Consider the following 20683-nt stretch of genomic DNA (forward strand, 5'->3'; position numbering starts at 1 on the left):
GCTCTTCACCGCCTCGCCGTTGGAGAGCGCGCATTATAGGCCATCCAGAATAACCGTCAATACCCCTACAACTCTTTTTTGACAGTTTTTTGAAAAAAATAATACAAACAAAGACTTATTCACCCAACACCAAGGCGGCCCCTCCCGGGGTCTGCCTCACCCCTCGGGGATGAGGCGGATCCGGGCGAAGCGGCGCTTGCCCACCTGGAACACCCCCTCCTCCCCGGGGGGGATGCGCAGGGCCGTATCCTCCATGCGCTCGCCATCCCGGCGCACCGCCCCCTGGCGGATCATGCGCAGGGCATCGGAGGTGCTGCCCACCAGTCCCGCCTGCTTGAGCAGGTTGGGGAGGGGCAGGCCCTCGGCGGGGGCGGCGATCCGCGTCTCGGGCAGATCGTCGGGCATGGCCTTCTTCTGGAAACGGGCGATGAAGTGCTCCCGGGCCCGCTGAGCCGCCTGCCGGTCATGGAAGCGGGTCACCAGCTCCTCGCAGAGCAGGAACTTGATGTCCCTGGGGTTGGCCCCCTCGGCCACGGCCTTGCGGTGTCCCTCGATCTCCGACAGGGGGCGGAAGGAGAGCAGTTCGAAGTAGCGCCACATGAGGTCGTCGGAGATGGACATGAGCTTGCCGAACATCTCGTCCGGGGGCTCCTGTACGCCCACGTAGTTGCCCAGGGACTTGGACATCTTCTGCACACCATCCAGCCCTTCCAGGATGGGCATGGTGAGCACCACCTGGGGGGGGTGGCCGTACTGCTTCTGTAGTTCCCGCCCCACCAGAAGGTTGAACTTCTGGTCCGTCCCCCCCAGCTCCACGTCGGCCTGCAGGTGCACCGAATCGTAGCCCTGCACCAGGGGATAGATGAATTCATGGATAGCGATGGCCTGGCCCGTGGTGTAGCGCTTGTGGAAGTCGTCCCGCTCCAGCATCCGCGCCACGGTGTGGCGTGAGGCCAGCTGGATCATGTCCGCGGCCGTCATGCGCCCCATCCACTCGGAGTTGAAGACGATGCGCGTACGCTCCGGGTCCAGGATCCTGAAGATCTGTTCCTTATAGGTGCGGGCATTGGCTGCCACCTCCTCCGATGTCAGGGGCGGACGGGTGGCGCTCTTGCCGCTGGGATCGCCGATCATCCCGGTGAAGTCGCCAATGAGGAAGTAGGTCTCGTACCCCAGATCCTGGAACTGGCGCATCTTGTTCAGCAGGACCGTGTGCCCCAGATGCAGGTCCGGCGCCGTGGGATCGAACCCGGCCTTCACCCGCAGCGGCCGCCCCGCCTTGAGGCGCTCGGCCAGTTCACTCTCCAGCAGCACCTCATGGGCTCCGCGGCGCAGGGTCTCGAGGGCATCGTCTTGGGGGGTCATGTCCTTCCTCTTGTCAACGGGATCACACGCCCCCGGGCGGCACGGGCAAAAGGCCACGCGCCGGTACACGGGGGCCGGGAATCAGGGCATGATACTAAGCGGGCCGAAGGCAAGGCCAGCGGCCAGCGGCCAGCGGAGCCATCCCCCCTACATTCCGTGCCGGAGGATCCCTTTGAACCCTCGCTTCATCGGTCTGCTTTCGGGCACCAGCATGGATGCGGTGGACGCCGCCCTGGTGTCCTTTGAGGACGCCGGTCCCCGGTGCCTGGCCACCCATTCCCATGCCATCCCCGAGGACCTGCGCCAGGGGCTGCGTACCCTGGCCGCCCCGGGCGCCCGTTCCGATCCCGACACCTGGGGCCGGCTGGATGCCCGCACCGGGGAACTGATGGCCGCGGCCGTGCAGGCCCTGCTGGAGAACCATGGCATCGATGCCGCCACGGTGCGCGCCGTGGGCAGCCACGGGCAGACCCTGCGTCACCGCCCACAGGAGCGGCCTCCCTTCAGCCTGCAGATCGGCTGCCCCCATCGCATCGCCCAGGCCACGGGCCTGACGGTGGTGGCGGACTTTCGCCGCCGGGACATGGCCGCGGGCGGCCAGGGGGCCCCCCTTGTCCCGGCCTTTCACCGCTACGCCCTGGGGGCGGAGGATGAGCAACGGGTCATCCTGAACCTGGGGGGGATCGCCAATGTGACGATCCTGCCCGCAAGGCGGGACGAAGCGGAACACGGGACCCCGGTGCGCGGCTTCGACACGGGGCCGGCCAACGCCCTTTGTGATGCCTGGATCCGGGTCTGCCGGGGGGATGCCTTCGATGCCGGGGGGGGATGGGCGGCGCAGGGCCGCGTGGATGAGGCCCTGCTGGCGGCGATGCGGACCGATCCCTACTTTCACCGCCCGGCCCCCAAGAGCACGGGCACGGAGCACTTTCATCTGGACTGGGTACGTGGCCACCTGGGGGGGCGATCGCTGGCCGCAGTGGACGTGCAGCGCACCCTGGTGGAACTGACCGCGCGCAGCGTGGCGGCGGCGATACTGGAGACGGCGCCGCGGGCGCGGCGCCTACTGGTCTGCGGCGGCGGGGTGCACAACCGCTGCCTGATGGAAAGCCTGGAGGCCAACCTGCCCGGCTGGGACGTGGCCTCCACCGCGGTGCTGGGGGTGCCCCCCGACTGGGTGGAGGCCATGGCCTTCGCCTGGCTGGCCCGGGAGACCCTGGCGGGGCGCCCCGGCAACCTGCCCGCGGTCACCGGGGCCCGGGAGGCGGTGGTGCTGGGGGCCATCCACCCGGGACGGGACGGACGTATCTGACGCCGCTTAGCCCGCCCCGGAGACCTCCCCGGCAGGCAGATCCACCTGGGGATACCCCTCTCCGGGGGTCCAGGCGCGGGCCATCTCCCGGGCCTGTTGGATCTGCGCCTCGGTCATGTGAGTGGCGAAGCGGTCCCGGTTGTCCCGGGCCAGATCGTATCCCTGGGTGGCGGCCAGATCGGACCACATGTAGGCCCGCACCCAGTCCTGGGGCACACCGCGGCCATTGGCATAGAGCACCCCCAGGTTGGACTGGGCAGAGGCGTTCTCCAGATCCGCGGCGTAGCGATACCAACGGGCCGCCTCGGCCTCATCCTGCTGCACCCCCCGGCCGTTGAGATACATGAAGGCCAGGTTGCACTGGGCGGTGGTGCTGCCCTGCTCCGCCGCCTGACGGTACCACTGCACCGCCTGGGCATCGTCCTGCGGCACGCCCCGGCCGTTGACATACATCAGGGCCAGGTTGCATTGGGCGTTGGCGTCCCCCTGCTCCGCCGCCAGACGGTACCATCGCACCGCCTCGGCATCGTCCCGGGGCACGCCCTGTCCATTGGCGTACATGAAGCCCACATTGAAGCGGCCGGTGGCATGGCCCAGGCGGGCCATGAGGTAGTACCACCGGAACCGCCAGCGGGCGAGGGTCTGACGCACCTGCATGCCGCGCCCCGGATCAGACGGAGAAGGAGGAACCGCAGCCGCAGGTGGTGGTGGCGTTGGGGTTGCGGATCACGAACTGGGCCCCCTGCAGGCTCTCGGTGTAGTCGATCTCCGCACCCACCAGGTATTGGTAGCTCATGGGGTCGATGAGCAGCGTCACCCCGCCCTTTTCCACGGTGGTATCCCCTTCGTTGATGTTCTCATCGAAGGTGAAGCCGTACTGGAACCCGGAGCACCCCCCGCCGCTGACGAAGACCCGCAGCTTCAGCGAGGGGTTGTTCTCCTCCTCGATCAGGGCCTTCACCTTGGCGGCGGCCGCGTCGGTGAAGTTCAGGGGGCTGGGGGTGGTTTCGTTCGCGGTCTCGGTTGCGGTCATGTCTGCGCCTCCGTTATCGGGGCCGCCCCGTTGGGCGGCGGGTTGCTGCGGTGTATCCGGCCTTTCGGGTGGGGTTGGATCCTCTGATCCCACCGGGGTTCCCGTCCGGTTCACACCGGCCATGGGGTGAACATACCCCAAGACGCCGGCGTTGCGCATCCGCCCCGATCTCAGGGCAGGATGGCAATCCCCTCCAACCCCTGGGTCTCGGGCAGGCCGAACATCAGGTTCATGTTCTGAACCGCCTGCCCCGAGGCCCCCTTGACCAGGTTGTCGATGGCGGAGACCACCACCGCCGTTTCCCCCTCCTGGGGCCGCTGCACGGCCAGGCGGCAGAGGTTGGTGCCCCGCACACTGCGGGTCTCGGGCAGTTCCCCCGCCGGGAGCACGTCCACACAGGGCTCATGGGCGTAGCGGCGCTCGAACAGGGCCTGCAGATCGGTCTGCGGCTGCAGCAAACGGGTGTAGAGGGTGGCCAGGATGCCGCGCACCATGGGCACCAGATGGGGCACGAAGGTGAGCTGGGGCTGCACGCCGGAGACCTCCCCCAGAGTCTGGAGGATCTCGGGCAGATGGCGATGCCCCCCCAGGGCGTAGGCGCGGAAGTTCTCCGCCGCCTCACAGAACAGGGAGCCCACCTGGGCCTTGCGCCCGGAACCGCTGACCCCGGATTTGGCATCCGCCACCAACTGGGCCGGATCCACCACGCCGGCCTCCAGCAGGGGCAGAAGCCCCAGGGTCACCGCCGTGGGATAGCACCCCGGCACGGCGATCAGCCGGGCCGCGGGGATGCGGGCGCGATTCAGCTCCGGCAGGCCATAGACCGCCTCTTCCAGCAGCTCCGGGGCCCCGTGGGGCTGGCCATACCACTGGGACCAGAGCTGCGGGTCGCGCAGCCGAAAATCCGCGGACAGGTCGATCACCCGTGTGCCGCGCTGCAGCAGATCCCCGGCCAGGGTGTGGGCCACACCATGGGGGGTGGCAAAGAACACCACATCGCATTCCCCCAGGGCACCGGCGTCCGGCGCCTGGAAGCGCAGATCCCCCTGCCCTCGCAGGTTGGGGAACAGCGCGGACAGGGGCGTGCCGGCCTGCCCCCGGGAGGTGACCACCGCCGGCCGTACCCGGGGATGGCCCAACAGAAGCCGCAGCAATTCCACCCCGGTATAACCGGTGGCACCAACGATACCCGCCCTGATGACCGAAACCTCTGACACGTATTCCTACCCTGTTCTGTAGCCGAATCGATCCCACCCAACGGCCCCTCGCCGGGGCCATCCTGAAACCGTTAGCATATCAGATGCCACCCGCCGCGATGGACTGCGCCGCAAAGGCTCGCCTTTCCTGATGAACCGCAGCGGGCAGACCAGGCCCGACGGCCCGGTCTCGAAGGGAACATAGCGATCCTCCGCAAAGGGCTCACTGGATGTAGCGTTGAGGCCTGGAGGTGGAAGCCGGTAAGATTGTGCATCCTGCGTTTGCGGTTACTCAACCCTGCACCCTGGCGCTACGGCCCAGGACGGGGCGGCTCGCGGGAACCAGCGGCAGTTCCTTGGCCCGCAACGGGCAGCCATTGCCTCCACTTGTCTACCAATCTTAAAGAGTAAGAGATGGGTATCGATTCGATCTACCGGTTTTTGGAGTTCCTGGGGTACACCCATCCGATTCACCCCATCCTGGTGCATCTGACCATCGGCCTGGTCATCGCGGCGCTGCTCTTCTCGCTCCTGTCCCGGATCCCCCGCTACAGCAAGTTTGCGGTGACTGCGCAACACTGCGCCACCCTGGCGTTCTTCTCCATCTTTCCCACGGTGTTGCTGGGGCTGATGGATTGGTTCCACTACTATGGTGGGAGCCTGATCTACCCGATCAAGATGAAGATCTTCCTGGCCAGCGGCCTGGGGGTAGTGCTGCTGCTCGCGGTCCTGCTCCACGTCCGCTTCAGCAGCCGCTCCGGCGTGATGATCACGATCTACCTCCTCGCACTCTCGGCCGTGACGGGTCTGGGGTATTTCGGGGGCGAGTTGGTCTTCGCCTCCCACTCCCCGGAGGGGCAAACGGCGGAGAAAAGCACCGTGACGGCCGAGGAAACGGGGCCCATCGTCTACGCCGACCTGAAAGGGATCCTCCAGAGCCGCTGCGTACAGTGTCATAATGAGGAGAACCCCCTGCGGGGTCTCGATCTCAGTTCGTATGAAGGGACGATGGCGGGCAGCGAGAACGGCCCAGTCGTCATCCCCGGCGACCCCGCGAAGAGCGCGCTCATCCAACGCATCAAGGGGATCACCCAGCCGCGTATGCCGCTGGTGGGGCCTGCGCTCACCGAGGACCAGATCCAGAGCTTCGAGGCCTGGATCGAGGCCGGCGCCCTCAAGGCACCCTCCGACAATAGGCTGGCGGCACCGCAGCAGCCCCCCGGGGAGTCCGGGGCGTAAGGCGTGGGGCGGATGACCCCGTTTCCGCCGATCAAGAGCGCCCCCTGACCGGCCCGGGACCCAGATTCCGGGCATCCGTCCTTGACCGGCGGGGGCCTTCATAGAATCCTTTCCGGTTGCATTCACGCCAACGAATTCGATCGCAAGGGGTAGACAGGTGAAGAAGCGAGACCTACTGGCCGGGTTATTCCTCCTCGTACTTATGGCCGGGATCACCCTCCTGTGGCTGGCCCCCGGCGGCGGCCGCGCCATGCCCGCCGTCACGCTGCCCACCCTGGAAGGCGACCCCCTGGACCTGGGAGGCCTCCGGGGCCGTCCCCTGCTGATTACCTTCTGGGCCAGCGACTGCAGTAGCTGCCTGGAGGAGATCCCGCACCTGAACGCCCTGCATCGGGACTACGGTCAGCGCGGGGTGGAGGTGATCGGCATCGCCATGCACTACGATCCGGCCAAAGAAGTGGCCCGGACCGCAGAGCGCCGCGGGATCGCCTACACCGTGGCCCTGGACCGCAAGGGGGATGCCGCCGAGGCCTTCGGCAATGTCCAGCTCACCCCCACCACCTTCCTGATCTCGCCCAAGGGGCGCATCGTCTATCAGAAAATGGGGCCACCGGACTGGGAACGGGTGGAAGGGACATTGGAGGACTGGCTCGCCGGGCGCGCCTGACCCGGCGCGGGACACCCCAGTTCAGGCCCGCCCGGCCCCTCGCACCAAGCCCCCCAGGCCCGCCTGCACCAGGGCGTTGTCCAGCAGGGCTCGGATGGCGGCGGGCTCCTCCATGGTCAGGCACTGCTCCAGCAGGTGCCGGGCCCGGGCCCTGGAGAAGCTGCGCACCACCCACTTCACCCGCGCCAGGGCCGCCACGTTCACGCTCAGGGCATCGATCTCCATGCCCAGCAGCAGGATGACGGAGGCGGGATCGGCGGCCATCTCGCCGCAGACGCTGATCTGCTTGCCCGCCCGATGCGCCCCCTCGGCGGTCTGCACAAGGGCATGCAGCACCGCCGGGTGCAGGGCGTTGTAGAGATCCGCCACGCGGGCGTTGTTGCGGTCCACCGCCAACAGGTACTGCACCAGGTCGTTGGTGCCCACGGAGAGGAAGTCCACCCGCCGCGCCAGGGTCTCCGCCAGGTAGACCGCCGAAGGCACCTCCACCATCACCCCCACCCGGGGCACCGGGATGACGTAGTGCTCGTCCAGCAGTTCATCCCGGGCCCGCTGCAGCAGCTGCAGGGCCCCCTTGAGTTCCGCCAGGGAGCTGATCATAGGGAACAGGATGTTGAGATTGGTCAACCCCTGGCTGGCCCGCAGCATGGCCCGCAACTGGGTGAGGAAGATCTCCGGGTGATCCAGGGTGATGCGGATGCCGCGCCAGCCCAGGAAGGGGTTGTCTTCGGAGACGGGGAAATAAGGCAGGGACTTGTCCCCGCCCACATCCAGGGTACGCAGGGTCACCGGACGCGGGTCGAAGGACTGCAGGATCTCCCGGTAGATCTCCGTCTGCTCATCCTCACCGGGAAAACGCTCCCGGATCATGAACGGCACCTCGGTGCGGTAGAGCCCGATGCCGTCGGCCCCCGACTGGATGGAGGGGGCGATATCCGCCAGCAGCCCGCTGTTGGCATAGACAGGGACCTCGTGACCGTCCTTGGTCACCGCCGGCTCCTGGGCCAGGGCCCGCAGACCGTCCGCCAGCTCCCGCTCCTCCTCCTGCAGGTGGCGGAACTCCTCCAGCAATTCCGGGCTGGGCTGGATGTAGAGGCTGCCGCGATAGCCGTCCACCACGAGCTCGCGCCCCTCCAGACGCCCCACCGGCAGGTCCGAGACCCCCATGACCGCCGGGATCCCCATGGCCCGGGCCAGGATGGCCACATGGGAGGAACCGGTGCCGCGGGAGGACACCACCCCCGCCAGCCGCTCCGAGGGCACCTCCGCCAGCTGCGTCGCAGTGACGTCCTCCCCCACCAGGATGGTGCGGCCGGGGAACTCCTCGGGATCGCGCACATGGGACTGCAGACGCATGAGGATGCGCCGGCCGATATCGCGCACGTCCGAGGCCCGCTCCCGCAGGTAGGGATCGTCCATGTCCTCGAAGTTGCGCGTGCTCTCCCGCACGGTGTCGCGCAGCGCCGCCGGGGCCCAGCGACCGCCGCGGATGCGCTCCACGGTGCCGTTCACCAGGCTGTCGCTGCCCAGCATCATCACGTAGGCATCGAACAGCAGGCGCTCCTCCGGCGGCAGCACCGACTCCATGCGGTCGCGGATCTCGGCCAGCTCGTCCTGGACGGCCTGAACCGCCTGCCGGAAGGCCCGCTCCTCCTCCTCCACGGAGGAGGCGGCCCGATCGGGTACCGAGTCCAGATCCGCCAGGGCATAGGCCACCACCCCCTGCCCCACGGCCACACCGGCGGCCCCCGGGATACCCCGGATCTGCACGTTCTCCTGCTGGAGGAGCTCGCGGCGGTTGTCCACCTCGCCGATGAGCTCCGCATGGCTGATGGCCCCCGCCAGCTGGGCCGCCAGGGTGATGAGGAAGGCCACGTGCTCATCGTCGAAACGGCGCCGCTCCCGCTGCTGCGCCACCAGCACCCCCAGCAGGCGGCGGTGGTGCACGATGGGCACGCCCAAAAAGGCGTGATAGCGCTCCTCGCCGGTCTCGGGGAAGTACTTGAAACGGGGATGGTCCGGAGCGTTCTCCAGGTTCACCGGCTCGGCCCGCTCCGCCACCAGGCCCACCAGGCCCTCCCCGGCGTTCATGATGACGTGTCCCACCGCCTCCGGGTTGAGCCCCTCCGAGGCCATGAGCAGGAGGCGCCGATCGTCCCCGTCCGGATCCCGCAGATAGACGGAACAGACATCGATGGCCAACTCCTGCTTCACCCGACGGACGATGATCTCCAGTGCCTCCGTCAGGTTGCCGGCGGCACCCACCTCCAGGACGATCCGTCTGAGTACATGCAACATGGGCGCGGGGTCGGGGTGCGGGCCGCCTCGGCGGCGATGGATCAAAGCCGGCGGCGGCTGCGCCGTTCGGCGGTATCGGAGGGCAGGCCGCCGTCGAAGAGCAACGGCGCCAGTTCCTTCAGGGCACGGCGATAGACCTGGCGCTTGAAGAAGACCACCTCGCGGGTGGGCTGCCAGTAATCCACCCAGCGCCAGGCATCGAACTCCGGATTGGACATGGCATCCAGGCGCACGCAGGACTCATCCCCCACCAGGCGCAACAGGAACCAGATCTGCTTCTGGCCGATGCATACGGGATCGGAACGCCGCCGGATGAGATGCTTGGGCAGACGATAGCGCAGCCAGTCCCGGGTACAGCCCACCACCTCCACATGCTGGGGCTGCAGGCCGGTCTCCTCCTCCAGCTCGCGGTACAGGGCCTGCTCGGGGGTCTCCTCCTGCCGGATCCCCCCCTGGGGGAACTGCCAGGCCTGCTGGCCGATCCGCTTGGCCCAGAACAGACGGCGCTCCGCGTTGCTGAGGATGATCCCTACATTGGGCCTATAACCATCGCAATCAATCACTTACAATGCCATCCGGATGCCGTTTCCTACGCCGCATTTTTCCATAAGCCGGGCGGCGCGGCAAATGCCCGACGGCCTGCGTGGCACATACAGGCCGCAGGCGGGTATCATGGGGCTCCATCCGCATCGACCCTGGAGGATTGGCGTGAGCCTGGCCCTGTTCGACCTGGACAACACCCTGCTGGCGGGCGACAGCGACTATGAATGGGGCCGCTTCCTGGTGGAACTGGGGGTGGTGGACCCGGAGACCTACCGGCAAAAGAACCGGGAGTTCTTCGATCAGTACCGCGCCGGCACCCTGGACATCCACGCCTTCTGCCGCTTCTCCTTTGCCCCCCTGGCCGCCCATCCCCTGGAATCCCTGCAGGACTGGCGGGCACGCTTCATCGACGAGCGCATCCGCCCCCTGCTGGCCCCCGGGGCCCGGAACCTGCTGCAGCACCACCGTGCCCGGGGGGACACCCTGGTGATCATCACCGCCACCAACCGCTTCGTCACCGAGCCCATCGCCCGCCTGCTGGAGGTGGAGCACCTGCTGGCCACGGAACCGGAATTCCGCGACGGCAGCTACACCGGTGAACTCGCCGGTATCCCCTGCTTCCAGCACGGCAAGGTGCAGCGCCTGGAGCATTGGCTCCAGGCACATCCCGAACTGGACCTGGAGGACAGCTGGTTCTACAGCGACTCCCACAACGACCTGCCCCTGCTGGAGCGGGTCCCCCACCCGGTGGCAGTGGACCCGGACGAGGACCTGGCGGCTACGGCCCGGGCCCGGGACTGGCCGCGCATCAGCCTGCGGGGCTGAGGGCTTCCCCAGCGTACCGCACCGGCCTCATTCGGCCATCAGCTCGAAATCCTCCTTGCTGGCCCCGCATTCCGGACACACCCAGTCCTCGGGGAGATCCTCCCAGGGCGTCCCCGGGGGATAGCCCTCGTCCGGCAGACCCTGGGCCTCATCGTAGATGTAACCGCAGATCACGCACTGGTACTTCTTCACGGCGAACCTCCTGCCATTGCCCTGCCCCGGTCCCGGGGGTGAAGCGGATGATACACTCGGTGCAGACACACTGCGGGAGCTTACCATGATCATGCAGCCGTCGGTCCCCATCGTCATGACCCTGGCCGGCAGCGATCCCACCGGCGGGGCCGGCATCCAGGCGGATATCGAGTCCATCCTCAGCATGGGGGGGCATGCCGCTCCCGTGATCACCGCCGTCACCGTGCAGGACACCCGTGACGTGGTGGCACTGGCACCCATGGACGGGGAACTGATCATCCAGCAGGCACGGACGGTGCTGGAGGACATGCCGGTGGCCGCCCTCAAGGTGGGTCTGCTGGGTTCCATGGAGGCCGTGGAGGCCCTGCACGCCCTGCTCAACGACTATCCCGAACTGCCGCTGGTCCTGGACCCGGTACTGGCCGCTGGCGGCGGCGCCGCCCTGGCGGACGAGGAGATGGTGGACGGCATCCTGCAGCTACTGGTGCCCCGCACCACCGTACTCACCCCCAACACCCTGGAGGCCCGGGCCCTGGCCCGGGGTTCCGATACCCTGGACGCCTGCGCCATGGCCCTCCTGGACCAGGGCGCGGAATATGTCTTCATCACCGGCACCCACGAGCGCACCAGCGAGGTGCACAACACCCTCTACGGCAACCATCGCCGTCTGGAGGTCTTCCCGGTGCCGCGCCTGGAGGGGGAATTCCACGGCTCCGGCTGCACCCTCTCCGCCGCCATCGCCGCCCTGCTGGCCCAGGGGACGGCGGTACCCGTGGCGGTCCACGAGGCCGTGAGCTACACCTGGCACAGCCTGCAGGCCGGCCGCCGCCTGGGCATGGGCCAGAAACTCCCCAACCGCCTGTTCTGGGCCCGGGACGAAGCAGACGAGGACGACACCGACGATGGCCCGCACGAACCCCACTGAAGCCCTGCGCGGCCTCTACCTCGTCACCCCCGAAGAGGCGCCCCACACCCTGCTGCCCCGGGTGGAACAGGCCCTGCAGGGGGGCGCCCGCATCCTGCAGTACCGGGACAAATCCGGTGACGCCACCCGCCGTCTGGAGACCGCCCGGGCCCTGAAGGCCCTGTGCGCCGATCATCACGCCCTGTTCCTCGTCAACGACGACGTGGAACTGGCCGCCGCGGTGGCGGCGGATGGCGTGCACCTGGGACGCGAGGATGCCGGCCTGGAAGAGGCCCGGGCGGCACTGGGCCCCGAAGCCTTCATCGGCGTCTCCTGCTACGACCGCCTGGAGCGGGCCGAGGACGCCGCCGCCCGCGGGGCCGACTACGTGGCCTTCGGCGCCGTCTTCCCCTCCAGCACCAAGCCCGGGGCCGTGCATACCCCCCTGGCGCTCATCCGTGAGGCCCGGACACGCCTGCACCTGCCCATCGCCGCCATCGGCGGCATCACCCCGGACAACGCCGCGCAGGTGGTCCATGCCGGCGCCCACATGGTGGCGGTGATCCAGGGGGTGTTCGCAGCACCGGACATCCGTGCCGCCGCCCAAAGCCTCCAGGAACGGTTTGCGCAGCAACCGTAATCACGCCCCGGGGCCGGCCTGCGCCGGGGCCCCGGTTTTATGCCCCGGGGCAGATGGAGTATCTTTTCTCCTTTGCCCTTCACCCAGTGACTCAGGAAAAAGAGCAGGCCATGACGAAAACCCATGAATGCTTCGAGGCAGCCCAGAAACACATCCCCGGCGGGGTGAACTCCCCGGTGCGCGCCTTCCGGGGCGTCGGCGGCGAACCCATCTTCATGGAGCGGGCCCAGGGGGCCTATATCTACGACGTGGACGGCAACCGCTACATCGACTACGTGGGCTCCTGGGGTCCCATGATCGTGGGTCATGCCCATCCGGAGGTGATTGAGGCGGTGCGCGAGGCGGCCCTCAACGGCCTCTCCTTCGGCGCCCCCACGTCCCTGGAGACGGAGATGGCGGAGCGGGTGTGCGAGCTGGTGCCCTCCATGGACATGGTGCGCATGACCAGCTCCGGTTCCGAGGCCACCATGAGCGCCATCCGCCTGGCCCGGGGCTTCACCGGGCGCGACAAGATCGTCAAGTTCGAGGGTTGCTACCATGGCCACGGCGACTCCCTGCTGGTGAAGGCCGGATCCGGGGCCCTGACCCTGGGGGTGCCCAGCTCCCCGGGGGTGCCCGCCTCCCTGGCGGAACACACCCTCACGGTGCCCTACAACGACCTGGAGCAGGTGCAGGAGACCTTCTCCCGCTTCGGTGATCAGATCGCCTGCATCATCGTCGAGCCGGTGGCGGGCAACATGAACTGCGTGCCCCCGGCCCCGGGCTTTTTGGAGGGGCTGCGCAGCGTATGCGATGACCACGGCGCCCTGTTGATCTTCGACGAGGTGATGACCGGCTTTCGCGTGGCCCGGGGCGGCGCCCAGGAGTTGTACGGCGTCAAGCCCGACCTCACCACCCTGGGCAAGGTCATCGGCGGCGGCATGCCGGTGGGCGCCCTGGGCGGGCGCCGCCAGGTGATGGAATACCTCTCGCCCCTGGGTCCTGTCTATCAGGCCGGCACCCTCTCGGGGAACCCCATCGCCATGACCGCCGGACTCAAGACCCTGGAGATCCTCTCGGCCCCCGGCTTCCACGACGACCTCACCGCCAAGGCCGAGACCCTGGTCTCCGGCATCCTGGGGGAGGCGCAGAAGGCGGGCGTGCCCATGGCCGCCAACCAGGTGGGCGGCATGTTCGGCCTGTTCTTCACCGACCAGCCCCAGGTGGGTAATTTCCAGCAGGTGAGCCAGTGCGACACCGAGCGCTTCGGCCGCTTCTTCCACGCCATGCTGGACAAGGGGGTCTACCTGGCCCCGTCCGCCTTCGAGGCGGGCTTCATGTCCAGCAGCCACAGCGCGGGCGACGTGGAGACCACCATCCGGGCCGCCGGCGAAGTGCTCCGGGAACTGTGATCCACGCCACCGGGGGCTGGAGCCCCCGGTGCCCGGTTCTCCTGGACGCCCCGCCATGCCACGCGCACGGCGGGGCGTTTTCATTCACCGCAACGCTTCGGGAAGGCGTGATGCTGGATCTGCTGGGCTATCTGTCGCTGGGGGCGGGCACGGGGGTGCTGGCGGGGCTCCTGGGCATCGGCGGGGGACTGATCATCGTGCCCGTGCTGGTGGGGCTGTTCACCCTGCAGGGTATGCCCCCCGGGGTCATCACCCACCTGGCCATCGGCACCTCCCTGGCCACCATCGTACCCACGGCCATCGCCTCCACCCGCGCCCATCACCGCCACGGGGCGGTGCGCTGGGATCTGCTGCGGGCCCTGGGCCCGGGGGTGGCCCTGGGGGCCTTGCTGGGCAGCACGGCGGCCGCGGCCCTGAGCACCCAGGCCTTGGGCCGGGTGTTCGGGGTCTTCGAGGTGCTGATGGGGGGCTGTCTCCTGGCGGGGCGACCGCCCCGGCCAGGGCGCATCCTACCGGCCGCGCCGGTCCTGGGGGGCTGGGGCGGGCTCATCGGGGGGGTCTCGTCCCTTTTGGGCATCGGTGGCGGCACCCTGACGGTGCCCCTGCTGACCTGGTTCAACGTCCCCATGCGCCAGGCCATCGCCACCGCCGCCGCCACCGGTCTGCCCATCGCCCTGGCGGGGACGGCGGGCTTCATCGTCCACGGCCTGGGGGAGCCGGGCCTGCCCGCCGGGGCCACCGGGTATGTCTACTGGCCGGCCTTCGTCGGCATCGCCCTGGCGGCCTTCTTCACCGCCCGCATCGGCGCCGCCCTCACCCACCGCCTGCCGGTGGCCACGGTGCGGCGCCTGTTCGCGGGCATGCTCATCCTGCTGGGGATCCGCATGCTCTGGGCATGACGCAATCCCGCAGGCTCAGCCCTCCTGCTGCTGCTCCACCTGGCGGCGCACCTCGTCCATGTCCAGCTCGGCCACCTTGCCCAGCACCTCGTCCAGCTGGCCGGCGGAGAGCATGCCCGGCTGGTTGAAGACGATGATGCGCTCGCGGAAGATGGTCAGCGTGGGGATGGAGCGGACCTGGAACATGGCCGCCAGCTCCTGCTGTTCCTCGGTGTTCACCTTGCCGAAGACCACATCGGGGAAGCGCTCCGAGGCCTCCTCGAAGATGGGGGCGAAGGCGCGGCAGGGCCCGCACCAGGGGGCCCAGAAGTCCAGGACCACGATGTCGTTGTCGTTGATGGTGGATTCCAGGTTGTCCTGGGTGATGTCGGTGGCGGCCATGGCCGGGCTCCCGTATATGAGAATGGACTAATACAATACCTTAGCAGTCCACTCCGGTAGGGTGTCAACACGCACGCGCCGGGGAATCAGCCGCCGGCGGCCAGCATGGCCTCCCGCAGCCGGAACAGGCGCGCCAGGTGATCGTCCATCTCCAGCAGGGCCTGCTTCTCCTCCAGGGGCAGGGGCATCAACTCCGTCAGGCGCGCCCCCACCCAGCCGGCGCGATCATGGCCCCCCTGCAGCAGGTGATACGGCGCCGGCATCTCCCCCAATACCCGCTGCAACAGGGCCGAAAGGGACAGGAACTCCTCCGGCAGGGGCACATCCTCGGGCCATTCCCGGGGGGTGACCTCGGCCATGAGCAGCCGGTCCTTCTGCACCCAGGTGCTCTTTACGTAAAAGCGCTGTTCCCCCAGGAAGGTGATCCCCAGGAGCCCGTCGGGGCGGCGATCCCAATCCACGATCCGGCCCCAGGTCCCCACCGGATGGACCTGCGCCGCCTCCCCGGCCTCCTCTCCTTCCCGGATCAGGCAGATGCCGAAGGGGGTGCCGTCGCGCATACTGCGGCGCACCATGTCGATGTAGCGGGTCTCGAAGATGCGCAGGGGCAGCACCCCGCCGGGAAAGAGGACCGTGTTCAGGGGAAACAGGGGCAGTTGCATCAGTCCATCCCTCCCGGCACTTCCCCCCAGCGGGGGATGAGATCGTTACGGATACCCAAGTGGTCCAGGGTACGGGCCACCACGAAGTCCACCAGGTCGTCGATGCCTTCCGGGTGGTGGTAAAAGGCCGGGGACGCCGGCAGGATCACCGCCCCCATGCGGGTCAGGCGCAGCATGTGTTCCAGATGGATCTCCGAGAGCGGGGTCTCGCGCACCACCAGGACGAGGCGGTGGCGCTCCTTCAGCATCACGTCGGCGGCGCGTTCCATGAGGGAGCGGCTGGACCCGGTGGCCACCGCCGCCAGGGTCGCCGTGGTGCAGGGACAGATGGCCATGGCCTGCGGCGCCGAGGAGCCGCTGGCCACGGGGGCGGTCCAGTGCTCACGGCCGAAGACCCGCAGCTGCCCGGGCCCGGCTGCGAAATGCCCCGTCAGCAGCCGCTCCATGTCGGCAGGCGCCTCGGGGAGGGTCAGGTCCGTCTCCAGCTCAGTGACCAGGCGCCCGGGCTCGGAGACCATCAGATGCACCCGCACCCCGGCCTGCAGCAGGCATTGCAGGAGACGCAGGCCGTAGCGCGCCCCGGAGGCGCCCGTCAGGGCCAGGGCCAGGGTGTCGGGGGGATGGGGCAAGGGGGCCTCCTGCGGTTGCGATGGATCCGGATCCCGCCGGGCCGGGATACCGGCCCCATGATACCCCATGCGGCCGGATATGCCTGCCGCCTTGCTTCAGTATTCGCCGCCGGAGGGCCACATCTGCGCCTCGAAGCGCACCACCCGGTTGCGTCCCCGCTCCTTGGCGGCATACAGGGCCACGTCGGCATATTTGAGCACCTGCCAGAAGGCCTGGGCATCCCCCGGATACTCCGCCAGGCCCACGGACAGGGTCTTGCGCAGCTCCCCGCCGGACACCTTGAACACGGTCTGCTCCACGGCGCCGCGGATCTTTTCCGCCACCTCCATGGCGGCGTCGGCCCCCGTATCCACGAGGATGACGAGGAACTCCTCGCCGCCGTAGCGCAGCACCAGGTCCGATTCACGCAGGTGGGTACGCAGGATCCCGGCCAGTTCCCGCAGGATCTGATCGCCCACGTCGTGGCCATGGGTATCGTTGACGGTCTTGAAGTAGTCCAGATCCAGCATCATCAGGGTCATGGGCCGCTGCCGGCGCCGACTCTGGGCCACCAGGGTGGGGGAGTACTCCTCCAGGAAACGGCGGTTGCGCAGCCCGGTCAGGGTGTCGTTGAGGCTGGATTCCCGCAGGCTGGCCATCAGGGCCTTGGCCTGAAGCACCGGGGCCGCCTCGCGCAGGTAGGCCCCCACCAGGGGCCGGGCGGCCCTGAGGCGCGCCACCTCCCCGGCGGGGACCACCAGCTGCACCACGTTGCCCACGCCGCCGGACTGGATCACGGGGATGCACAGGTAACGCATGCCCTCCTCCAGGGCCTGACCATCGAAGGCCCGGCACAGGCCCGGCTGCTCCAGTCCGTCGATGGGATGGCCGGTGCGCACCACACGGCAGATGGTGCAGCTCTCCAGGATATCCGGGCTGCACCAGCGCACGGACTCCGCCGGCATCCCGTCCACCAGGGCCACCCGCATGGTCTTGCGCTCCCGGTCCACCGCATAGATGGAGAAGTGCTCCAGGGCGAACTCCTGGCGCAGCACCTCACCGATGCGCAATACCACCTCTTCGGTGGATTGATCCTCCTCGATGGCCTGCTTGAACTGGGCCACCCGCACCAGGCCCGACACGGTTTCGGCGGTGTCGTTGAGGAGATTGCCCCGGGGATCGGGCAGGGCCTGCACCAACTGCGCCACATGGCCACGGATCTCGGTGAGCTTGGTGGTGATGCTGCGGCTCATATGATTGAAGTCCGTGGCGATCAGGCCGATCTCGTCATTGCCGCGCCGCTTCACCCGCTGGCTGAAGTCGCCTTCCGCAGCCCGGCTTGCGGCCTCCTGGATCTCGGCGGTGGTCTCCACCAGGGGCCGCAGCAGACGGCCCAGGAAGTACATGGACAGGGCCGCGAAAAAACCGACGATGAGCACCAGCAGGAGGGCGGTGGCGATGCCCAGGGTCTTCATGTGATCCATGGAGGCGGTCAGGGTCACCGCCCCCAGGGCGGCCCCCTGCGGGGCCACGTGACAGGTCATGCAGTTCACATCCCCCCGCGACTCGGCCACATAGGGGATGGTGGCGCGGAACTCGCTGCCCAAAAGCCCGCCGGTCACCCCGAAATAGGGTGTGCCCGTAGCCAGCACGCGGCGGTCGATGCGGTCCACCCGGGTCTCCAGGGGCAGCCCCTCGCCGTACTGCTGGATCACCAGGGGGCCGCGCACCACGCGCACCTCCTCCAGGCTGTGTACCTCACCCAGCCGTTGCAGGAGGGAGGCCCGGCGGTCGATGGTGCCGTTGAGCATGGCCTCGGTGAGGGCAACCCGGATCATCTCCGCGGCGGTGCGCGTATGTTCCGCCGCGGAACGCATGGAAAAGTCCCGCAGCAGGGCCATGCTGGAGACCCCGATGACCAGGGTCATGATCAGCATCACCACCAGCAGGGCCAGCTGGGTCTTGGTCTGCAGGCGCACGATGCGCCCGCCCCGGCGACGGGCGACCGCCCGCCGGGCCAGGACACGGCGCAGGCGGTGACCGATGGCCCCCAGGCGCCGCTGCATGCGAACCAGGGGATCGAGGATGGTTGTGGGGATCATGCCTTGCAAACTCCGTTTCATGATTCCGGCAAGGCCTCCTTGGCCGGCAATATGCCCGCCGCCAGCAACCGCTCACAGGCCTCGGCGGACTGGGGACGGGCGTAGAGATAGCCCTGGGCCTGGCGGCATCCGCGGGCGCGCAGCCAGTCCGCCTGGGCACGGGTCTCCACCCCCTCGGCAACACAGGTCAGGCCAAGGCTCTGCGCCAGGGCGAGGACGGCCCCGGCGATCACCTCGGCGTCCCCGCCGGCTTCCAGATCGCCGACGAAGCGCTTGTCCAGCTTGAGGCAGTTCACGGGGAACCGCCGCAGGTAGGCCAGGGAGGAATGGCCGGTGCCGAAGTCATCCACCGAAAGCCCCACCCCCATGGCCCGCAGTTGCGCCAGCACCTGGCAGGCGGTGCCCATATCCTCCATGAGCCCGGTCTCGGTGAGCTCCAGCTCCAGGGCCGTAGCGGGCAGGCCGGAGGCCTCCAGGGCGGCCCGAACCCGGTCCACCAGATCCGCCTGATAGAGCTGTACCGTGGACAGGTTCACCGCCACGGCAAGCCCCCCCAGACCGGCCTGTCGCCAGTGCTGAGCCTGGCGGCAGGCGGCATTGAGGACGAAATCACCGATGGCGATGATGGTGCCGTTGGCCTCCGCCCGGGGGATGAAGACATCCGGCGGGATCCATCCCCGTTGCGGATGATGCCAGCGCAGCAGGGCCTCCAGGCTGACGATGCGCCCGTCCTCCAGGTCCACCTGGGGCTGGTACACCACATGGAACTGGCCCTGATCCAGGGCCCGCTCCAGGTCGTGGTCCATCTCCACCAGGCGGGTGTGACGGGAGAGCATCCCGGGCTCGAATTGCAACCAGCGCGATCCCGGGGTGCCCTTGGCCCCCTCCACGGCGATGCCCGCGTGGGCCAGCAACTGCGAGCCGTGCTCGGGATAGGGCGGACAGGCCACCAGACCCGCGTGGCCATTCACCTCGATGCGCCGCGCCCCCACCTGGAAAGGGGTATCCAGCACCGCCAGCAGTTCCATCACCCGCCCCTCCCGCTGGGCCACGGAGAACCCCTGGCGCAGGATCACGCCGAACTGGTCGCCGTAGATCCGCGCCAGCAGGCCGTCATGGCCCACCTGCGCGGCCAGGCGCGCCGCCACCTGATTGAGGATCTCGTCGGCCACGGCATCACCCCAGATGCGGTTGATGTCGGAAAACCCCGCCAGATCCACCAGACACAGCCCCAGGGGGCGCCGGGCCTCCCGCGCCTGACCCAGTTCCACATCCAGCAGCTCGGTAAAGTGATGCCGGTTGGGCAACCCGGTGAGGGCATCGTGACGCACCAGGTATTCCGCCCGGTCCAGGGCCTGCTGATGGCTGCGGTGGCGCCGCATCAGATCCCGCACGATGGCGGCGGACAGGGCCAATACCAGGAGCAGGAGCACCCCGCCCGCCACCGACATCCAGGCAAAGCCCCGCCAGGCCCCGCTGCGGGCGGCCCGGGCCCGTTCCAGGATGCGCTCTGCCACGTTCTGCTCCAGGGAGCGCAGGCGTTCCAACCGCTCACGGGTGAGACCGAACCACTCCACGGCGCTCAGATGGGGCGGACGGCTGGCGACGCCGTGGTTGATGATGGCGGCGCGGGCCGCCCGCAGGGACTGGTAGGCGGTCTCCGATTCCAGCATGAGGAGTTCGTTGCCGAGCGCCGGCGGGGCCAGGGAGAGGAACTGGCTACGCTGCTGCTCCTGGATGGCCTGGTTGCTCAGGTAACGGTAGAAGACATCCGGGTCCTCGCTGGCGCCGCTGAGCCAGGCACTGCCCAGGGCCCGTTCCAGGGCGGCATGCTCCTTGAGCAGGAGCAGGGGCCGGTAGGCGTTGAGCAGCCCCGAAAAGTCATCCCCACGCCCCTCCCCCGTGAGATGAGCGGCGACGAGGATCAGCCGCTGGATGAGGCGATCGTAGACCGGCAGCACCTCCAGCGGGGGCAGTTGCAGGCGGTCCACCCGGTTGCGGTGGGCGTCCAGGTCCGCAAGATCGCGGCGGATCCCCGCCATCAACCCCTCCAGGGAGGGAGGCACCTGTTCAGCGCGCTGCCGAAAGCCCTCCATGACCTCATCCGTGCGCCGCCGCGCCCGCTCCAGGATGGAGAAGAACTCGTTGTCCCGCCCGCTGAGATAGCCGGCGGAACTGTCCCGCTCCGCCTGCAGGGCGTGCACCAGGGCCTGCACCCGGTAGCCCAGGGCGGCCTGGGCCTGCACCTGCTCCATGTGCCGGGCGGCCGCATAACGGTCCTCCAGCACCACCAGGGCCATGAGCAGGAAGGCCAGCAGGGGGATCCCGATGGCCAGGGTGATGCGTATACCCAGTCTGTCCACGCCGTCCTCCCGGGGGTACCGATCCGTGTCCGTATCCCCTACAGGATAACGGGCGACGGCCC

At 68.5% G+C, this 20683-nt stretch carries 20 protein-coding genes; 8 read left to right on the top strand and 12 right to left on the bottom strand.

Going from position 1 to position 20683, the window contains the following annotated elements; genetic code table 11:
• Positions 1 to 156: 156 nt before the first annotated feature.
• Positions 157 to 1365 (bottom strand): tyrosine--tRNA ligase, encoded by a 1209-nt coding sequence (tyrS, locus tag BM214_RS00005; RefSeq protein ID WP_090483157.1) that lies wholly within the window; start codon positions 1363 to 1365, stop codon positions 157 to 159.
• 172 nt (positions 1366 to 1537) lie between these two features.
• On the opposite strand from tyrS, the gene BM214_RS00010 reads away from it, so the two are divergent.
• A complete protein-coding gene (locus tag BM214_RS00010) occupies positions 1538 to 2677 on the top strand; it encodes an anhydro-N-acetylmuramic acid kinase (RefSeq protein WP_218149015.1) in 1140 nt (379 codons plus the stop codon).
• Positions 2678 to 2683: 6 nt separating this feature from the next.
• On the opposite strand, the gene BM214_RS12890 is transcribed toward BM214_RS00010, so the two are convergent.
• From BM214_RS12890 to argC, 3 genes are all read right to left on the bottom strand, one after another.
• Positions 2684 to 3334 carry a tetratricopeptide repeat protein gene (locus tag BM214_RS12890; protein WP_090483159.1) on the bottom strand — a complete coding sequence of 217 codons (651 nt, stop codon included), beginning with the start codon at positions 3332 to 3334 and terminating at the stop codon, positions 2684 to 2686.
• Positions 3335 to 3347: 13 nt separating this feature from the next.
• Positions 3348 to 3710 (bottom strand): iron-sulfur cluster insertion protein ErpA, encoded by a 363-nt coding sequence (gene erpA, locus BM214_RS00020; RefSeq protein ID WP_090483160.1) that lies wholly within the window; start codon positions 3708 to 3710, stop codon positions 3348 to 3350.
• Between the two features lie 170 nt (positions 3711 to 3880).
• Positions 3881 to 4927: an N-acetyl-gamma-glutamyl-phosphate reductase gene (gene argC, locus BM214_RS00025; protein WP_090483161.1), complete on the bottom strand. Its 1047-nt coding sequence runs from the start codon at positions 4925 to 4927 to the stop codon at positions 3881 to 3883.
• A 393-nt stretch (positions 4928 to 5320) separates the two neighbouring features.
• Here argC and BM214_RS00030 point away from each other — a divergent pair, with 393 nt between their 5' ends.
• Both BM214_RS00030 and BM214_RS00035 read left to right on the top strand, forming a co-directional pair.
• The gene (locus tag BM214_RS00030) at positions 5321 to 6145 is read left to right on the top strand and encodes a c-type cytochrome domain-containing protein (RefSeq protein WP_090483162.1); all 825 of its coding nucleotides are present in this window, start codon (positions 5321 to 5323) and stop codon (positions 6143 to 6145) included.
• 157 nt (positions 6146 to 6302) lie between these two features.
• Complete coding sequence (locus tag BM214_RS00035) at positions 6303 to 6812, top strand: TlpA family protein disulfide reductase (protein WP_090483163.1); 510 nt, start codon at positions 6303 to 6305, stop codon at positions 6810 to 6812.
• A gap of 21 nt (positions 6813 to 6833) precedes the next feature.
• Here the strand turns inward: BM214_RS00035 and ptsP are convergent, their stop codons facing one another.
• Together ptsP and BM214_RS00045 are read right to left on the bottom strand one after the other, a co-directional pair.
• Positions 6834 to 9110 (bottom strand): phosphoenolpyruvate--protein phosphotransferase, encoded by a 2277-nt coding sequence (ptsP, locus tag BM214_RS00040; RefSeq protein ID WP_090483164.1) that lies wholly within the window; start codon positions 9108 to 9110, stop codon positions 6834 to 6836.
• A gap of 41 nt (positions 9111 to 9151) precedes the next feature.
• Positions 9152 to 9673: an RNA pyrophosphohydrolase gene (locus BM214_RS00045; protein ID WP_090483165.1), complete on the bottom strand. Its 522-nt coding sequence runs from the start codon at positions 9671 to 9673 to the stop codon at positions 9152 to 9154.
• 145 nt (positions 9674 to 9818) lie between these two features.
• Between BM214_RS00045 and BM214_RS00050 the strand changes: the two genes are divergently transcribed.
• On the top strand, positions 9819 to 10478 hold the full coding sequence (locus BM214_RS00050) for a histidinol-phosphatase (RefSeq protein ID WP_090483166.1): 660 nt from the start codon (positions 9819 to 9821) through the stop codon (positions 10476 to 10478).
• A gap of 27 nt (positions 10479 to 10505) precedes the next feature.
• Here the strand turns inward: BM214_RS00050 and rd are convergent, their stop codons facing one another.
• Positions 10506 to 10670 carry a rubredoxin gene (rd, locus tag BM214_RS00055; protein ID WP_090483167.1) on the bottom strand — a complete coding sequence of 55 codons (165 nt, stop codon included), beginning with the start codon at positions 10668 to 10670 and terminating at the stop codon, positions 10506 to 10508.
• A gap of 85 nt (positions 10671 to 10755) precedes the next feature.
• Between rd and thiD the strand changes: the two genes are divergently transcribed.
• The 4 genes from thiD (at position 10756) to BM214_RS00075 (ending at position 14504) form a co-directional block, all read left to right on the top strand.
• Positions 10756 to 11595, top strand: coding sequence for a bifunctional hydroxymethylpyrimidine kinase/phosphomethylpyrimidine kinase (gene thiD / locus BM214_RS00060; RefSeq protein WP_090483168.1), 840 nt, complete (start codon positions 10756 to 10758; stop codon positions 11593 to 11595).
• Positions 11573 to 12214 carry a thiamine phosphate synthase gene (gene thiE, locus BM214_RS00065; RefSeq protein WP_090483169.1) on the top strand — a complete coding sequence of 214 codons (642 nt, stop codon included), beginning with the start codon at positions 11573 to 11575 and terminating at the stop codon, positions 12212 to 12214. Before thiD ends, thiE begins: the two co-directional genes overlap by 23 nt.
• A 110-nt stretch (positions 12215 to 12324) precedes the next feature.
• A complete protein-coding gene (gene hemL, locus BM214_RS00070) occupies positions 12325 to 13605 on the top strand; it encodes a glutamate-1-semialdehyde 2,1-aminomutase (protein ID WP_090483170.1) in 1281 nt (426 codons plus the stop codon).
• Between the two features lie 110 nt (positions 13606 to 13715).
• A complete protein-coding gene (locus BM214_RS00075) occupies positions 13716 to 14504 on the top strand; it encodes a sulfite exporter TauE/SafE family protein (protein ID WP_090483171.1) in 789 nt (262 codons plus the stop codon).
• A 15-nt stretch (positions 14505 to 14519) separates the two neighbouring features.
• On the opposite strand, the gene trxA is transcribed toward BM214_RS00075, so the two are convergent.
• The 5 genes from trxA to BM214_RS00100 form a co-directional block, all read right to left on the bottom strand.
• Entirely contained in the window at positions 14520 to 14885 is a 366-nt protein-coding gene (gene trxA, locus BM214_RS00080; RefSeq protein ID WP_090483172.1) for a thioredoxin, read from the bottom strand.
• Between the two features lie 86 nt (positions 14886 to 14971).
• Entirely contained in the window at positions 14972 to 15550 is a 579-nt protein-coding gene (locus BM214_RS00085) for an LON peptidase substrate-binding domain-containing protein (protein WP_090483173.1), read from the bottom strand.
• The gene (locus BM214_RS00090; RefSeq protein ID WP_244887780.1) at positions 15547 to 16176 is read right to left on the bottom strand and encodes a flavin prenyltransferase UbiX; all 630 of its coding nucleotides are present in this window, start codon (positions 16174 to 16176) and stop codon (positions 15547 to 15549) included. The genes BM214_RS00085 and BM214_RS00090 overlap by 4 nt, the downstream gene beginning before the upstream one ends.
• Positions 16177 to 16272: 96 nt before the next feature.
• Positions 16273 to 18258 carry a diguanylate cyclase gene (locus BM214_RS00095; RefSeq protein ID WP_177217528.1) on the bottom strand — a complete coding sequence of 662 codons (1986 nt, stop codon included), beginning with the start codon at positions 18256 to 18258 and terminating at the stop codon, positions 16273 to 16275.
• A 17-nt stretch (positions 18259 to 18275) separates the two neighbouring features.
• Positions 18276 to 20621 (bottom strand): putative bifunctional diguanylate cyclase/phosphodiesterase, encoded by a 2346-nt coding sequence (locus BM214_RS00100; RefSeq protein ID WP_090483176.1) that lies wholly within the window; start codon positions 20619 to 20621, stop codon positions 18276 to 18278.
• Positions 20622 to 20683: the final 62 nt, after the last annotated feature.

Origin of the sequence: Ectothiorhodospira mobilis (assembly GCF_900114895.1) — a bacterium.
Lineage (GTDB): Bacteria > Pseudomonadota > Gammaproteobacteria > Ectothiorhodospirales > Ectothiorhodospiraceae > Ectothiorhodospira > Ectothiorhodospira mobilis_A.

Excerpts from the sequence above, each read along its gene's own strand:
- tyrS (WP_090483157.1), bottom strand. The coding sequence starts at position 1,365 with ATGACCCCCCAAGACGATGCCCTCGAGACCCTGCGCCGCGGAGCCCAT.
- BM214_RS12890 (WP_090483159.1), bottom strand. The coding sequence starts at position 3,334 with ATGCAGGTGCGTCAGACCCTCGCCCGCTGGCGGTTCCGGTGGTACTAC.
- erpA (WP_090483160.1), bottom strand. The coding sequence starts at position 3,710 with ATGACCGCAACCGAGACCGCGAACGAAACCACCCCCAGCCCCCTGAAC.
- BM214_RS00030 (WP_090483162.1), top strand. The coding sequence starts at position 5,321 with ATGGGTATCGATTCGATCTACCGGTTTTTGGAGTTCCTGGGGTACACC.
- ptsP (WP_090483164.1), bottom strand. The coding sequence starts at position 9,110 with ATGTTGCATGTACTCAGACGGATCGTCCTGGAGGTGGGTGCCGCCGGC.
- thiD (WP_090483168.1), top strand. The coding sequence starts at position 10,756 with ATGATCATGCAGCCGTCGGTCCCCATCGTCATGACCCTGGCCGGCAGC.
- thiE (WP_090483169.1), top strand. The coding sequence starts at position 11,573 with ATGGCCCGCACGAACCCCACTGAAGCCCTGCGCGGCCTCTACCTCGTC.
- hemL (WP_090483170.1), top strand. The coding sequence starts at position 12,325 with ATGACGAAAACCCATGAATGCTTCGAGGCAGCCCAGAAACACATCCCC.
- BM214_RS00075 (WP_090483171.1), top strand. The coding sequence starts at position 13,716 with ATGCTGGATCTGCTGGGCTATCTGTCGCTGGGGGCGGGCACGGGGGTG.
- trxA (WP_090483172.1), bottom strand. The coding sequence starts at position 14,885 with ATGGCCGCCACCGACATCACCCAGGACAACCTGGAATCCACCATCAAC.
- BM214_RS00095 (WP_177217528.1), bottom strand. The coding sequence starts at position 18,258 with ATGATCCCCACAACCATCCTCGATCCCCTGGTTCGCATGCAGCGGCGC.